Source organism: Streptococcus sp. oral taxon 056 str. F0418 (genome assembly GCF_000220065.1).
GTDB lineage: Bacteria > Bacillota > Bacilli > Lactobacillales > Streptococcaceae > Streptococcus.
The window spans coordinates 970114-983396 of record NZ_AFQU01000001.1 but is presented as its reverse complement, the minus strand read 5'-3'; the positions used below and the strand labels follow the sequence as shown (position 1 = coordinate 983396).

The 13283-nt window shown below is 42.8% G+C and carries 15 protein-coding genes; 9 read left to right on the top strand and 6 right to left on the bottom strand.

Features of this window, described 5'->3' with window-relative positions:
* Positions 1–11: 11 nt before the first annotated feature.
* Complete coding sequence (locus HMPREF9182_RS04855) at positions 12–833, bottom strand: PrsW family glutamic-type intramembrane protease (protein WP_009754931.1); 822 nt, start codon at positions 831–833, stop codon at positions 12–14.
* Positions 834–878: 45 nt separating this feature from the next.
* The gene (folE, locus tag HMPREF9182_RS04850) at positions 879–1442 is read right to left on the bottom strand and encodes a GTP cyclohydrolase I FolE (protein WP_009443178.1); all 564 of its coding nucleotides are present in this window, start codon (positions 1440–1442) and stop codon (positions 879–881) included.
* A 221-nt stretch (positions 1443–1663) separates the two neighbouring features.
* Here folE and rpsF point away from each other — a divergent pair, with 221 nt between their 5' ends.
* The 4 genes from rpsF (at position 1664) to HMPREF9182_RS04830 (ending at position 3333) form a co-directional block, all read left to right on the top strand.
* Positions 1664–1954 (top strand): 30S ribosomal protein S6, encoded by a 291-nt coding sequence (gene rpsF, locus HMPREF9182_RS04845; protein ID WP_009443599.1) that lies wholly within the window; start codon positions 1664–1666, stop codon positions 1952–1954.
* A gap of 16 nt (positions 1955–1970) precedes the next feature.
* The gene (locus HMPREF9182_RS04840) at positions 1971–2462 is read left to right on the top strand and encodes a single-stranded DNA-binding protein (protein ID WP_009443701.1); all 492 of its coding nucleotides are present in this window, start codon (positions 1971–1973) and stop codon (positions 2460–2462) included.
* A gap of 38 nt (positions 2463–2500) precedes the next feature.
* Positions 2501–2740, top strand: a complete 240-nt coding sequence (rpsR, locus tag HMPREF9182_RS04835) for a 30S ribosomal protein S18 (protein ID WP_000068664.1) — start codon at positions 2501–2503, stop codon at positions 2738–2740.
* A gap of 83 nt (positions 2741–2823) precedes the next feature.
* Positions 2824–3333 carry a GNAT family N-acetyltransferase gene (locus HMPREF9182_RS04830; protein WP_009443103.1) on the top strand — a complete coding sequence of 170 codons (510 nt, stop codon included), beginning with the start codon at positions 2824–2826 and terminating at the stop codon, positions 3331–3333.
* A gap of 36 nt (positions 3334–3369) precedes the next feature.
* Here the strand turns inward: HMPREF9182_RS04830 and HMPREF9182_RS04825 are convergent, their stop codons facing one another.
* Both HMPREF9182_RS04825 and HMPREF9182_RS04820 read right to left on the bottom strand, forming a co-directional pair.
* Positions 3370–4044, bottom strand: a complete 675-nt coding sequence (locus tag HMPREF9182_RS04825; protein WP_009755108.1) for a DUF1129 domain-containing protein — start codon at positions 4042–4044, stop codon at positions 3370–3372.
* Between the two features lie 18 nt (positions 4045–4062).
* Positions 4063–5007: a magnesium transporter CorA family protein gene (locus HMPREF9182_RS04820; RefSeq protein ID WP_009443320.1), complete on the bottom strand. Its 945-nt coding sequence runs from the start codon at positions 5005–5007 to the stop codon at positions 4063–4065.
* A gap of 123 nt (positions 5008–5130) precedes the next feature.
* On the opposite strand from HMPREF9182_RS04820, the gene uvrA reads away from it, so the two are divergent.
* The 5 genes from uvrA (at position 5131) to nusB (ending at position 10621) form a co-directional block, all read left to right on the top strand.
* Positions 5131–7962 carry an excinuclease ABC subunit UvrA gene (uvrA, locus tag HMPREF9182_RS04815; protein ID WP_009754396.1) on the top strand — a complete coding sequence of 944 codons (2832 nt, stop codon included), beginning with the start codon at positions 5131–5133 and terminating at the stop codon, positions 7960–7962.
* 152 nt (positions 7963–8114) lie between these two features.
* Positions 8115–9176: a M24 family metallopeptidase gene (locus HMPREF9182_RS04810; protein WP_009444012.1), complete on the top strand. Its 1062-nt coding sequence runs from the start codon at positions 8115–8117 to the stop codon at positions 9174–9176.
* Between the two features lie 60 nt (positions 9177–9236).
* Entirely contained in the window at positions 9237–9797 is a 561-nt protein-coding gene (gene efp, locus HMPREF9182_RS04805; RefSeq protein ID WP_009754238.1) for an elongation factor P, read from the top strand.
* 19 nt (positions 9798–9816) lie between these two features.
* Positions 9817–10206, top strand: coding sequence for an Asp23/Gls24 family envelope stress response protein (locus tag HMPREF9182_RS04800; protein WP_009755046.1), 390 nt, complete (start codon positions 9817–9819; stop codon positions 10204–10206).
* Positions 10199–10621, top strand: coding sequence for a transcription antitermination factor NusB (gene nusB / locus HMPREF9182_RS04795; protein ID WP_009754439.1), 423 nt, complete (start codon positions 10199–10201; stop codon positions 10619–10621). Before HMPREF9182_RS04800 ends, nusB begins: the two co-directional genes overlap by 8 nt.
* Positions 10622–10703: 82 nt before the next feature.
* Here nusB and HMPREF9182_RS04790 read toward each other — a convergent pair whose 3' ends face one another.
* Both HMPREF9182_RS04790 and HMPREF9182_RS04785 read right to left on the bottom strand, forming a co-directional pair.
* Positions 10704–11669, bottom strand: a complete 966-nt coding sequence (locus HMPREF9182_RS04790) for a LacI family DNA-binding transcriptional regulator (RefSeq protein WP_009443429.1) — start codon at positions 11667–11669, stop codon at positions 10704–10706.
* Positions 11650–13104: a sucrose-6-phosphate hydrolase gene (locus HMPREF9182_RS04785; RefSeq protein ID WP_009443099.1), complete on the bottom strand. Its 1455-nt coding sequence runs from the start codon at positions 13102–13104 to the stop codon at positions 11650–11652. Before HMPREF9182_RS04785 ends, HMPREF9182_RS04790 begins: the two co-directional genes overlap by 20 nt.
* Between the last annotated feature and the right edge of the window lie 179 nt (positions 13105–13283).

The following is a 13283-nucleotide window of genomic DNA, read 5'->3' as shown; positions in this document are numbered from 1 at the left end:
GAGTTTTATGATTATGCTGTTAAGTTTAATGTTTCATCATCCAAACGAGAAGCTGTTTGATATGCTTGGAAGAAGATAAAGATGGCTAAGGCCGATAGAATCGGTTTAACAAGTGGTACCTCTGTTTCGATAGCTGATAGAGGGGAGTTCCATAGGAAATGTAAGATAAATGTAGCCAAGAAGTAGAATAATCCTGTTCTGAAAGTAGTAGTATGATTTTTACGATAGCGAAGCATTAAGATAATACCAAATGCAGTTAAGCCAGTATAAAGCCAATGTGATGCGATAGAACCAAATGTGCGTCCTAAAACTCCTGAAATAGCAAAAGAGAAACCTTCTTGCATATCTGATAAGATATAGGAAAAATCTTCACTGATTTGGAAACCAAGCCCTGCTCCGACTCCTAAAAGTAGGATCGATTTCAAATTTTTTACTGGAATGAAATAAAGTGCAAAAGCGACACCAATAAGTTTGAGGGGCTCTTCAACAAGGGGAGCTACAATAGCGCTCTCTAAATCACTTAAAAAGGAAATCGATAAGGCTGAAATGCCGTCATGTAGATAGGTATTCGCTAAAGCAGAAGTCCATCCAGCAATGAAAAAACCACCGAGAAAAGCAATAGATAGGCTTAAAAAAGGCGTCTGCCACTTCTTTCGTAAGTGTAGAACGAACAAGATGGTTGGAATGATATAAAGCAGAGCCAGAAGTGCAGCTAGTCCAACAATACCGTATGCTTTTCCAGGCAACTCTCCAGACGTGTAAGTCTTAGTTTCGTATTCGATACCGATACAGACGAGTGCTAAAAATAGGAAAAAGATCGTTTTTTTCTTCATAGATAAGTAACTTTCTAATATTTTGATTGGGTATGATGAGGGATATTAGTGGTGGTGAATCATAGATAAGATTTCTTGTCTTTGGTGGACATCTTCTTTGTAAATCCCTTTAGCAACAGTAGTGACCGTTTTACTCCCAGGCTTTTTAATTCCTCGAATGGTCATACACATATGCTCAGCCTCCACCATGACAAATACTCCTTTAGGAGCTAATGCTTCATCTAATGCTGTAGCGATTTGAGCAGTAAGACGTTCTTGTAACTGTGGTCGTTTGCTAGCGACTTCAACAGCTCGAGCTAGCTTGCTCAGGCCTGTTACTTTGCCTTTGCTTGGCAGGTAGGCAACGTGAGCAACACCATAAAAGGGTAGGAGATGGTGCTCACACATGGAATGAAATGGAATATCTTTAACTAAGACAACTTCCTCATGCCCTTCAGAAAAAACAGCGGTAAATTCATCTTTTGGATCTTGATTCAAGCCGGAGAATACTTCTTGATACATTTTTGCCACTCGTTTAGGTGTGTCTAGCAAGCCTTCACGGTCTGGATTTTCTCCTAATAGTTGTAGTAGTTGATAAATTGTCTCCTGTACTTTTTCTATATCCGCCATAAATAATCCCCTTTGTTAGTATCGGTCAAACATAGTCCTATTATAGCGGAAAGGCTTTAGGTCGTCAAATAGTTGAGAAAATTGATGGCAAATAAGTTTGAAAGTTTGGACGAATTTTCTTGCTATTTTGAGAAAAATCTAGTATAATAGTTATTTGTGAGAAAACCTCACTTACCCCTTGCAAAGGCATGGGGTCATTAGACCAAAAGGAGGAAAAATCAATGGCTAAATACGAAATTCTTTATATTATTCGTCCAAACATTGAAGAAGAAGCTAAAAACGCTTTGGTAGCACGCTTTGACTCTATCTTGACTGACAACGGTGCGACTGTTGTTGAATCAAAAGATTGGGAAAAACGTCGCCTTGCATATGAAATCAAAGATTTCCGTGAAGGTCTTTACCATATCGTTAACGTTGAAGCAAACGATGATGCAGCTCTTAAAGAGTTTGACCGTCTTTCAAAAATCAACGCTGACATTCTTCGCCACATGATCGTCAAACTTGACGCTTAATTAAGAAGGTAGATTCATGATAAATAACGTTGTACTTGTAGGTCGTATGACCCGCGATGCTGAACTTCGCTATACTCCACAAAATCAGGCAGTTGCTACGTTTACATTAGCTGTTAATCGTAATTTCAAAAACCATAATGGTGAAAGAGAAGCAGATTTTGTTAATGTTGTTATCTGGCGTCAGCAAGCTGAAAATCTTGCTAATTGGGCTAAAAAAGGAGCTCTAGTTGGAATTACAGGCCGTATCCAGACCCGTAATTACGAAAATCAGCAAGGTCAGCGTGTCTATGTTACTGAGGTGGTTGCAGACAATTTCCAACTATTGGAAAGTCGCGCGAGTCGTGAAGGCCAATCTGGTGGGTATGCTCCAAATAACTTTGGTGGTAATACGACATCAAACTTTGGTGGTGTCGATTCGTCTAACCAAGTACCAAACTTTTCTCGTGATGAGAATCCATTTGGGAATTCAAACCCAATGGACATATCAGATGATGATCTGCCATTCTAATTGGACAAACTAGAACTATAATATAAAGGAGAAAACACATGGCTCAACAACGTCGTGGCGGATTCAAACGCCGTAAAAAAGTTGATTACATCGCAGCGAACAAAATTGAATATGTTGATTACAAAGATACTGAGCTTCTTAGCCGTTTCGTTTCAGAACGTGGGAAAATCCTTCCTCGTCGTGTAACAGGAACTTCAGCTAAAAACCAACGTAAAGTAACAACAGCTATCAAACGCGCTCGCGTAATGGCTTTGATGCCTTTCGTAAACGAAGACTAATTTGATTCCCTGCTTTTTGCAGGGTTTTTTATTTTTCTTTAAAGTGTTAAAATGAGATGAGAATCTGTTATAAGGAGTCTAATATGAGTGAAGAGCGAATCGTCAGAAAGATGCTTTTTGAGGATATTGAAGGATTATCAAATGCCTTTGTTGAGCAGGGATGGCCTGAGCGAAAAGATATTCTGCACAAATATTTTCATGAGCAAGAGGTAGGAGAACGCCAAGTTTTGGTGGCTCTTGTTGGCAGATTTCTGGCAGGTTATATAACAGTCATTCCATTAGCAAATCACGGTCCTTTTGCAGGCCTTTATCCTGAGTTAACTGATTTTAATGTTTTTGAAAGCTTTCAAAGGCAGGGGATTGGCACGGCTCTAATCGAAAAAGCAGAGCAAGAAGCCCTGAAATATTCAGATGTGGTAACCTTGGGAGTGGGATTACATAAGGGATATGGGCCGGCACAGCGCTTGTATGTTAAAAGAGGCTATATTCCAGATGGTTCGGGACTTTGGTTTAACAATGAACCCCTTGCCCCATATGCTCCTTGTGAAAATTGTGATGACCTAGTACTTTATTTTTCGAAAAAAAGAAAATAAAAAATCCTAAGCAAGTCAGCTTAGGATTTTTAATGATTAGTAGCGTCTTGGATTGACCATGGCGCTTTTGATGTGAAATGTTTTCTTAAGGTACCAGCGACCAGCGAGAGTCAGGCCTCCGATTAGAATCACAAGAAGATTTGGAAGTTGTGGATTTAAGAAGCTTGGTAAGAAGGCGCTCACTGTGAAAGCCACTAGCCAAAGTATGACAGATCCTCCCATAACCAGGGCAGATTTCCAAAAAGGAGGTTTTGTCCCATATGCTTGATCTGGCTCGTAGTAACGGTAAACATAGTGATAGAGAGTGTAGAAGACAACCCCACCAGCTAAGCTTCCTAAGATTAGAGTTGTAAAACCATATGGATTCGCTGTTTTTGAGAAGTAGTTTACTGCTCCTTGGAAGATCGATAATAAGCCCAAAATTAAAAGTGCAGAATCTAAAATCATAAGACGTGGGTCTTCGTTTTGTGCAGGATTTTCGGCAGCTTTTTGTTCTGCGGCTGTCAGTTGATGTACCCAAGTAGAAGGAGCGCCGTAAAGTCCTCGGGCAGTAATGCCTTTGGCTTGGTTTTCAAGGATATTAGGAATAATCTCTTCTAAAAGATTTTTGATTTCTTCGTCAGATTTACCAGCTTCAATGAGCTGATGGGTTGCAACGCGGATAAATTCTTGGTTTTTTTTGCTGAGTTTGTCTAAAGATATTTGTGACATAAGCTTTCCTTCTAATAATTAAAATAATTTTTTATGCATGAGGTAAACAGTGAGAGAGCCACTGATAGCGAAAGCGATAAACATGATAATCCAAAAGGCATGGGGCTCGCCATTGAGGGGGATGTCGTTATTTTTAAAGTTCATTCCATAAGCCGAGAAAATCATGGTAGGAATAGACATGACAACAGTCACTAAAGCCAGAGTCTTCATGATATTGTTCTGGTTGTTAGAAATGATGGAAGCAAAGGTATCTGTCATACCACGTAGAATGTTACCATATATATCTGCCATCTCAATAGCCTGCTGAGTCTCAATCAAGGTATCCTCTAGTAAGTCTTCATCTTCTAGATATTTTTTGATATTGCTGGTTGCGCTGGTCAATTTCTTAATCACACGTTCATTTGTTTTGAGAGAGGCCTTGAAGTAGACGATAGTTTTTTCCAATTCCATAAGTTCAATCAATTCTTCATTTCGTGTAGATTGGTGAAGCTGACTTTCAATCTGTTCGCTTTTGCGATCAATGGAACGCAAAGCTGTCAGATATAGCTCGGCATTACGGTAGAGGATTTGAAAAATAAAGCGTGACCTCATAAAGGTATAGAAGTTACGTAAGCGACGATTGATAAAAATATCCAAAAGAGGCAACTTCTCTAAGCATGTTGTGATGATTGCTTCTTCGGTTAGGATAATACCGAGTGGAATAGTGACATAGTAAGTTTTATTGTTTCTTTCTTCGGTGATGGGAACGTCGACAATAATCAAGGTATAGTCATCTTCGATGGTAACCCGAGACATTTCTTCGGCATCCAGAGGAGCTCGCAAGTCTGTAATATCAATGCCAAAAGCATTCGCGATTTCTATCGATTCACTCTGGGAAGGATTGACAAGATTGATCCAAGTGCCCGATTCGAGCGTATCAATCTCTTTGAACTCTGTCGTAGTTGATAAAAAGACTTGTTTCATGATATATTCCTTTCCAGAGTTTTACATACCGTACTATTATACTATAAAATGGTGAGTTTTGGGACAAAAGAATAGAGAAAATTTTGTTATAATAGAGGATGTTTAAAAGTGAAAGAGGTCAAGATGCAAGATAAAATTGTGATTCATGGAGCGCGAGCTCATAATTTAAAAAATATTGATGTAGAAATTCCGCGGGACAAGCTGGTCGTGGTGACGGGGCTGTCCGGTTCGGGTAAGTCGAGTCTAGCTTTTGACACCCTCTATGCTGAAGGGCAACGCCGCTATGTGGAGAGTCTGTCGGCCTATGCTCGGCAGTTTTTGGGCAATATGGAAAAGCCGGATGTGGATTCGATTGATGGTCTCAGCCCGGCTATTTCCATCGACCAGAAGACGACTAGCAAAAATCCTCGCTCAACAGTGGGAACAGCTACTGAAATCAATGACTACCTGCGCTTACTCTATGCTCGTGTTGGAACTCCGTACTGTGTCAATGGACATGGTGCTATTACAGCTTCGTCTGTCGAGCAGATTGTTGACAAGGTCTTGGAATTACCGGAGCGTCAGCGATTGCAAATTTTAGCGCCGGTCATCCGCAAGAAAAAGGGGCAGCATAAGACCGTTTTTGACAAGATTCAGAAGGACGGTTATGTCCGTGTGCGCGTGGATGGCGATATTTACGATGTGACGGAAGTGCCAGAGCTATCCAAGAGCAAGCAGCATGATATTGAGGTTGTGGTAGACCGAATTGTCATCAAGGAAGGGGTGCGTAGCCGCCTCTTTGACTCGGTCGAAGCGGCTCTGCGGATTGCTGAGGGTTATGTGGTGATTGACACCATGGATGGTCAAGAGTTGCTCTTTTCTGAGCACTATGCCTGTCCAGTCTGTGGCTTTACAGTGCCAGAGCTAGAGCCACGACTTTTCTCTTTCAATGCGCCTTTTGGTTCTTGTCCAGACTGTGATGGTCTGGGGGTTAAGCTGGAGGTGGATCTAGATGTGGTTGTACCTGATGTTAGCAAGACCTTGCGTGAAGGAGCGCTAGCGCCTTGGAATCCCATTTCATCTAACTACTATCCGCAGATGCTAGAGCAGGCCATGGCCGCCTTTGGTATTGATATGGACAAGCCTTTTGAGGAGCTGACGGAGGAAGAAAAGCAGCTGATTTTCTTTGGTTCAGATGGGCGGGAATTCCATTTCCACTATGAAAATGAATTTGGCGGTGTGCGCGATATTGATATTCCTTTTGAGGGGGTTGTTAGCAATATCAACCGTCGCTACCATGAAACCAATAGCGATTTTACTCGGACACAAATGCGAGCTTATATGAATGAACTGACTTGTGCAGCTTGCCATGGTTATCGACTCAGTCCCCAGGCCTTGTCTGTCAAGGTTGGCGGCGAAGATGGCTTGCATATCGGTGAGATTTCTGACTTGTCCATTGCTGATCATTTACTTCAGTTGGACAAGCTTAGCTTGACTGACAACGAAACGACGATCGCGCGGCCTATTCTCAAGGAAATTCATGACCGCCTGACCTTCCTCAATAACGTTGGGCTCAATTACCTGACCTTGTCTCGCTCGGCTGGGACTCTATCAGGAGGTGAGAGCCAGCGGATTCGCTTGGCGACCCAGATTGGCTCGAACTTGAGTGGTGTCCTCTATATTCTGGACGAGCCCTCTATTGGTTTGCACCAGCGTGACAATGACCGCCTGATTGCCAGCCTCAAGAAGATGCGTGACCTGGGCAATACTCTCATCGTGGTTGAGCACGACGAGGATACCATGCGGGAGGCTGACTGGCTGATTGACGTGGGACCAGGAGCCGGTGTTTTCGGTGGTGAAATCGTTGCAGCTGGCACTCCTGCACAAGTGGCCAAGAGCAAGAAATCCATCACAGGCCAATACTTGTCAGGTAAGCGCGAGATCCCAGTACCATTGGAACGCCGTGTAGGCAACGGCCGCTTTATCGAAGTGACAGGAGCTCAGGAAAATAACTTGCAGAATATCACGGCCAGATTCCCTTTGGGAAAATTCATCGCTGTGACGGGAGTTTCTGGGTCTGGTAAGTCAACGCTGGTCAACTCTATTCTTAAAAAAGCCATTGCTCAAAAACTCAATCGCAATTCTGCTAAGCCAGGTAAGTTTAAGAAAATCAGTGGTATTGAGCATGTGGATCGACTGATTGATATTGACCAAAGTCCTATTGGCCGGACACCGCGCTCTAATCCAGCTACCTATACTGGAGTCTTTGACGATATTCGCGATCTGTTTGCCAAGACCAATGAAGCCAAGATTCGTGGCTACAAGAAGGGGCGTTTCAGCTTTAACGTCAAGGGCGGTCGCTGTGAGGCCTGTGCGGGTGATGGGATTATCAAGATTGAGATGCACTTCCTACCTGACGTCTATGTAGCCTGTGAGGTCTGCCACGGCACCCGCTATAATAGTGAGACGCTAGAAGTTCACTATAAAGAGAAGAATATCGCCCAGATTCTAGATATGACGGTCAATGATGCTGTAGAATTCTTCCAGCATATTCCCAAGATTGCCCGCAAACTCCAGACCATCAAGGACGTAGGACTAGGCTATGTGACTCTGGGTCAGCCAGCCACGACCTTATCAGGTGGTGAAGCCCAGCGGATGAAGCTGGCCAGCGAACTTCACAAGCGCTCGACTGGTAAGTCCTTCTATATCTTGGATGAGCCGACTACGGGTCTGCATTCTGAAGACATTGCCAAGCTCCTTCATGTGCTATCGCGCTTTGTGGACGATGGCAATACAGTCCTCGTTATCGAGCACAATCTGGATGTTATCAAGACAGCTGACCATATCATCGACTTAGGACCAGAAGGCGGTATCGGCGGTGGTACGATCATTGCGACAGGAACACCGGAAGAAGTCGCAGCTAATCCAGCCAGCTATACTGGCCAATATCTGAAAGGCAAGCTGCACGTGAAATAATTCATCAAATCCCTGTTTGATATTACAAATAGGGATTTTTCATGTCAGAGAATGCTCGTCGGATTCTAAGCCTTAGGTGTGCCTTGTTAAAAAATGTCCTATTTGGCTGGTTTTTTGATATAATAAACATAGTTATTTCATGGAGGTGCCTCATGTTATCAAGAGTTGAAAAGTTTGAAGCAGCATTAGCTCAGACAGACTGCGATGCTGTTTTAGTAACCAATCTGAAAAATATTTACTATCTGACTGGTTTCAGCGGAACAGAAGCGACGGTTTTTATCAGTAAGACTCGCCGTATTTTCCTGACGGATGCGCGTTATACGTTGATTGCTAAGGGAGTGGTTCAGGGATTTGATATTGTGGAAACACGTGATCCACTTAGCGAGATTGCTAAAATCATAGCTGGCGACAAACTGCAAAAAATTGGTTTTGATGATGAGATTTCCTATGCCTACTTCAAAATGCTGGAAAGTGTCTTCTCGGCTTACGAGCTGGTTCCTATGACAGGTTTTATTGAAAATCTGCGCATGATTAAAGATGAGCACGAAATTGCGACCATTCGCAAGGCTTGTCAGATTTCAGACCAAGCCTTCCTAGATGTGCTGGACTTTATCAAGCCTGGTGAGACGACTGAGCTAGCTGTGATGAACTTTTTAGATGCCCGTATGCGACAGCTAGGTGCTTCAGGCGCTTCCTTTGACTTCATCATCGCTTCAGGCTACCGCTCTGCTATGCCGCATGGTGTGGCTAGTGACAAGGTCATTCAAAAGGGTGAAACCCTGACCATGGACTTTGGTTGCTACTACAATCACTATGTCAGTGATATGACGCGGACTGTTCATGTGGGACAGGTGACGGACGAGGAGCGGGAGATTTATGATATTGTTCTGCGCAGCAATCAAGCCCTGATAGAAGTAGCCAAGGCTGGGCTTAGCCGGATTGATTTTGATCGGATTCCGCGGCAGATTATCAATGATGCTGGATATGGTCCTTACTTTAGTCATGGGATTGGGCATGGTATGGGGTTGGATATCCATGAGATTCCTTACTTCGGCAAGTCAGAAGAGCCGATTGAGGCAGGCATGGTCCTGACCGATGAGCCGGGTATTTATCTAGACGGCAAATACGGTGTCCGTATTGAAGACGATCTCCTTATTACCGAAAAAGGCTGTGAAGTCTTAACTCTTGCACCAAAAGAGTTGATTGTTATTTGAGAATTATCAGGCTTTATGATACAATAAAGAGTAAATTATTTTAAAAAGAGGTAAAAACAAATGATTGAAGCAAGTAAGCTGAAAGCTGGAATGACATTTGAAACAGCTGATGGAAAATTAATCCGCGTTTTGGAAGCGAGCCACCACAAACCAGGTAAGGGAAATACGATTATGCGTATGAAACTGCGCGATGTTCGTACAGGCTCAACTTTTGATACTAGCTACCGCCCTGAAGAAAAATTTGAGCAAGCTATTATTGAAACTGTACCAGCTCAATACTTGTACCAAATGGATGACACTGCTTACTTCATGAATACTGAAACCTATGACCAATATGAAATTCCAGTAGTCAATGTTGAAGATGAATTGAAATACATCCTTGAAAACTCTGACGTAAAAATCCAGTTCTATGGAAGCGAAGTGATTGGTGTGACAGTACCAACAACTGTTGAATTAGTTGTAACTGAAACTCAACCATCAATCAAGGGTGCTACTGTAACTGGTTCTGGTAAACCAGCTACTCTTGAAACTGGTCTTGTCGTTAACGTTCCAGACTTTATTGAAGTTGGACAAAAATTGATCATCAACACTGCAGAAGGAACATACGTTTCTCGCGCATAATTTAGAAGAGGTAATCACTATGGCAACTGAACAACTAGGTGAGATTGTTATTGCGCCACGCGTTTTGGAGAAAATCATTGCGATTGCAACAGCAAAGGTGGATGGAGTCTACTCTTTTGCGAATAAGAGCATGTCAGATAGCTTGTCTATGCGTTCTTTGGGTCGTGGTGTTTATCTTCACACTGCGGATAATGGCGATGTAACTGTCGATATATATCTTTACTTGGAGTACGGTGTTGGAGTACCAACAGTCGCTATGGCTATCCAAAAAGCTGTGAAAAGTGCCGTTCATGATATGGCTGATGTAACTTTGTCAGCTGTCAATGTCCACGTTGCAGGTATTGTTCCTGAAAAGTCTCCAAAACCTGATTTGGTAGATTTATTTGATGAGGACTTCCTTAATGAGTAAGGTGATAGCAGACTCAAGACGTGATTTACGTGAAAGAGCATTCCAAGCGATAATGAGTTTAGAGTATGATGGTGATATAGTGGAGGCCTGTCGCTTTGCTTATCTACATGATAAGGAAGAAGAACAAGTCGAGTTGCCAGTCTTTTTGCTCAATTTAGTCAATGGTGTGATGCAATCAAAGATTGAGTTGGATGACAAAATTCGCCAACACTTAAAAAAAGGTTGGGCTTTGGAGCGTTTAACACTCGTGGAAAAAAGTATTTTACGCTTAGGCTTATATGAGCTACTAGAATATGATGAGACACCGCAGCTTGTTGCTATCAATGAAGCGATTGAGTTAGCAAAAAAATTCTCAGATGAAAAATCAAGTAAATTTGTTAATGGAATTTTGAGTCAGTTTGTGACTGAGGAGTAACAAATAGGCTGAGTAAGAAGTCTAGAGGATAATATAAAAAAAGAACTTCCATTTTGGAAGTTCTTTTTTCGTTCTGTGAAAATCAGATGCTTTTCCCGGGCAAGAGGCTGACGGGAAGGAAATAACCAGTCGTCTGAACTTCTTGACCAGCAATTTTTTTAAGAAGCAAGTCAACAGAGAGACAGGCTATATCTTGCAAGGGTTGTTTAATAGTTGCTAGCTGAGGGTAGTAGTTCTCTACAAAGTAAGTGCCGTCGTAACCAATGATTTTTAAATCTTTGGGAATCTGGATGTCCAGTTCCTGAGCGACTTTCATAATTAAGATAGCTGTCAAATCATCTGAAGCAAAAATAGCATCGGGCTTAGTTTGACTGAGGATTTGCTTGATTTCCATTTCCTTTCGGATCGGAGAAAAATCACTGGATACATTGATAATAGGTGCGTCTGGCAGGACGGAAGCGAAGCCGGCGTGGCGCAGGCCAGTTGGCGAGTTGGAATTGTCATTGCCAGTAATCATGATGATGTTTTGCGCTCCAGCCTTGACCAAGGTCTGAGCTGCCAGCACTCCGCCTTCGAAGTTGTCTGAAGAGACGACAGGAATATCCGGCGAAAGATTGCGGTCAAAGGCAATGATAGGCGCAGTCACGCGATTGTAGTCCTCGATGCCTAGATTGTGGCTGCCAGATATGATGCCATCCACCTGGTTGGCTTCCAACATCTCAAGGTATTCACGCTCCTTGTCAGAGTCATGCTCACTATTGCAGATGATGGTTTTATAGCCTTGTTTAAAGAGTTCATGCTCCAGTTTACCAATCAATTCTGCGTAAAAGACATTACTGATATTAGGGAAAATAAGTCCAATTAGCTTGGCTGATTTTCCTTGGAGGCTGCGCGCCAGATTGTTAGGCTTGTAGGCCAATTCTCGCATGGCTGCCTCAACCTTAGAAATCGTTTTGTCGGATAAGTAGCCTTTTCTGTTGATGACGCGGGAAACAGTTGTTGGGCTGACTCCTGCAAGTTTTGCTACATCAGTTAGCTTTGCGACCATAATCTAATTCATAGTAAGTACCGGTTGGATTACCCTTGGTAATGGTAATGCCTGTCTGCTCTTCTCTCGGGAAGACACGGCCGGAAAATACTTTCTCTCCTTTATTGATGAAAATTTCAAAAATCGATTTATCGATGAAGATAGTAGCACTCGTTGCTTCTTTGTCAATATCACAGCTTCGGCTGGTTCCGAAGTCCAGAGCGAATGGCTCACCAGCCTGACTGCGGTCAACGGTCACTTGACCTGCTTTGAGGTCGAAGTTGATGCGTAGGCCCTTGCCGTCCTTGTCTGCAAAGAGGACGATTTCGTGTTCGGTATCTGTAGCGAGATTCAGCTCTAGTTCATAGCTGTTCTTGCTTTCTGTCAGAGCAGTGAAAGGCTGAGATTCTGCTCGCAAATCCTTGATAGCAGGTACTGGGTACTGGTAGAGTTTATTGTCTTTCAAAGTCAATTCTTTGACGAGAGAGAAGACTCCTTGATGGTTGAAGCGGTCAGATGGGTATTCCACATCAGGCAAGCCTAGCCAGCTGACAGCGAGTGCACGACCGTCAGGTGCGTTAAAAGCTTGGGTAGCATAGCAGTCGAAACCATAGTCCAGATTTTGGATGGGGCTAGGATCAATCATAGCAGCTTTGCTTATGTCAAACGTTTGACCTATTTTATACATGTTTGGATAAATGTTGCCATAATCCAGCACGTCCTTAGACAAACCTTGAGGACAATAAAGCAGGACTGGCTGGTCATTGATAAAGACTAGATTAGGACACTCCATCATATAGGCTGTCTTGTCATTGGCGAAGTCTAAATCGCCGACTACTTCCCAGTTGGTATAGTCATTATCAACAGCCTTGTACAGCTTGACATAGCCTTGCTTGTCTAGATTTTGCCCACCGACAATGGCATAGAATTGCCCTTTGTAGTTGAAAATCTGCGGATCGCGGAAGTGGTCAGTGGCTTCAGCAGGTTGTTCAATCAAGACCTTGTCAATTTTTTCGAGCTTACCTGATTTATCTAACAAGGCACCAATCTGATAGGGGTGACGCACCCAATTCTCATCACGAACGTTGCCGGTGTAGAAGAGAAAGAGCTTGTCGTCAAACTGCATGGCAGAGCCTGAGTAGGCACCGTGGCTGTCCAGAGAAGTATCTGGCAGCACTCGAAGACCAGTTTCCGTGAAGTGAACTAGGTCGTCACTTTCCATCTGGACCCAGCACTTGAGACCGTGAGCTGCTCCGAAAGGAAAGTTTTGGTAGAAAACCACCCACTTGCCATCGAAATATGAAAAGCCATTTGGATCATTAAGAAGGCCTGTTTGAGGCTCTACATGATAGGTGGCCCGCCAAGGAGATTTAGCGATGTTGTCTTTGATATGTTGTATCTCTTTCTGAGTCCAGTCTTCATAACGTCTATAGCGTTGTTCAGTAGTCCAAACCAATCTTTTTCCCTCCGAATCAGATTATTTCTTATTACTATAGTAAACGTTTTCGCCTAAAAAATCAACATTTAACCCACAAAAAAGCAAATATTCTGCAAAACGCTTGACATATTTTTAAAACATGTTAGAATAATAAGCGTAGAAGTGATAAAATCGCTTACAAAACTTAATTTTTAAGG

What these genes read in the sequence shown, in the direction of transcription:
- HMPREF9182_RS04830 (WP_009443103.1), top strand. Translation starts at nt 2,824, where the DNA reads ATGAGTGAAGAGCGAATCGTCAGAAAGATGCTTTTTGAGGATATTGAA.
- HMPREF9182_RS04800 (WP_009755046.1), top strand. Translation starts at nt 9,817, where the DNA reads ATGGCAACTGAACAACTAGGTGAGATTGTTATTGCGCCACGCGTTTTG.
- rpsF (WP_009443599.1), top strand. Translation starts at nt 1,664, where the DNA reads ATGGCTAAATACGAAATTCTTTATATTATTCGTCCAAACATTGAAGAA.
- rpsR (WP_000068664.1), top strand. Translation starts at nt 2,501, where the DNA reads ATGGCTCAACAACGTCGTGGCGGATTCAAACGCCGTAAAAAAGTTGAT.
- HMPREF9182_RS04810 (WP_009444012.1), top strand. Translation starts at nt 8,115, where the DNA reads ATGTTATCAAGAGTTGAAAAGTTTGAAGCAGCATTAGCTCAGACAGAC.
- folE (WP_009443178.1), bottom strand. Translation starts at nt 1,442, where the DNA reads ATGGCGGATATAGAAAAAGTACAGGAGACAATTTATCAACTACTACAA.
- HMPREF9182_RS04855 (WP_009754931.1), bottom strand. Translation starts at nt 833, where the DNA reads ATGAAGAAAAAAACGATCTTTTTCCTATTTTTAGCACTCGTCTGTATC.
- HMPREF9182_RS04790 (WP_009443429.1), bottom strand. Translation starts at nt 11,669, where the DNA reads ATGGTCGCAAAGCTAACTGATGTAGCAAAACTTGCAGGAGTCAGCCCA.
- HMPREF9182_RS04825 (WP_009755108.1), bottom strand. Translation starts at nt 4,044, where the DNA reads ATGTCACAAATATCTTTAGACAAACTCAGCAAAAAAAACCAAGAATTT.
- uvrA (WP_009754396.1), top strand. Translation starts at nt 5,131, where the DNA reads ATGCAAGATAAAATTGTGATTCATGGAGCGCGAGCTCATAATTTAAAA.
- efp (WP_009754238.1), top strand. Translation starts at nt 9,237, where the DNA reads ATGATTGAAGCAAGTAAGCTGAAAGCTGGAATGACATTTGAAACAGCT.
- HMPREF9182_RS04840 (WP_009443701.1), top strand. Translation starts at nt 1,971, where the DNA reads ATGATAAATAACGTTGTACTTGTAGGTCGTATGACCCGCGATGCTGAA.
- HMPREF9182_RS04820 (WP_009443320.1), bottom strand. Translation starts at nt 5,007, where the DNA reads ATGAAACAAGTCTTTTTATCAACTACGACAGAGTTCAAAGAGATTGAT.
- nusB (WP_009754439.1), top strand. Translation starts at nt 10,199, where the DNA reads ATGAGTAAGGTGATAGCAGACTCAAGACGTGATTTACGTGAAAGAGCA.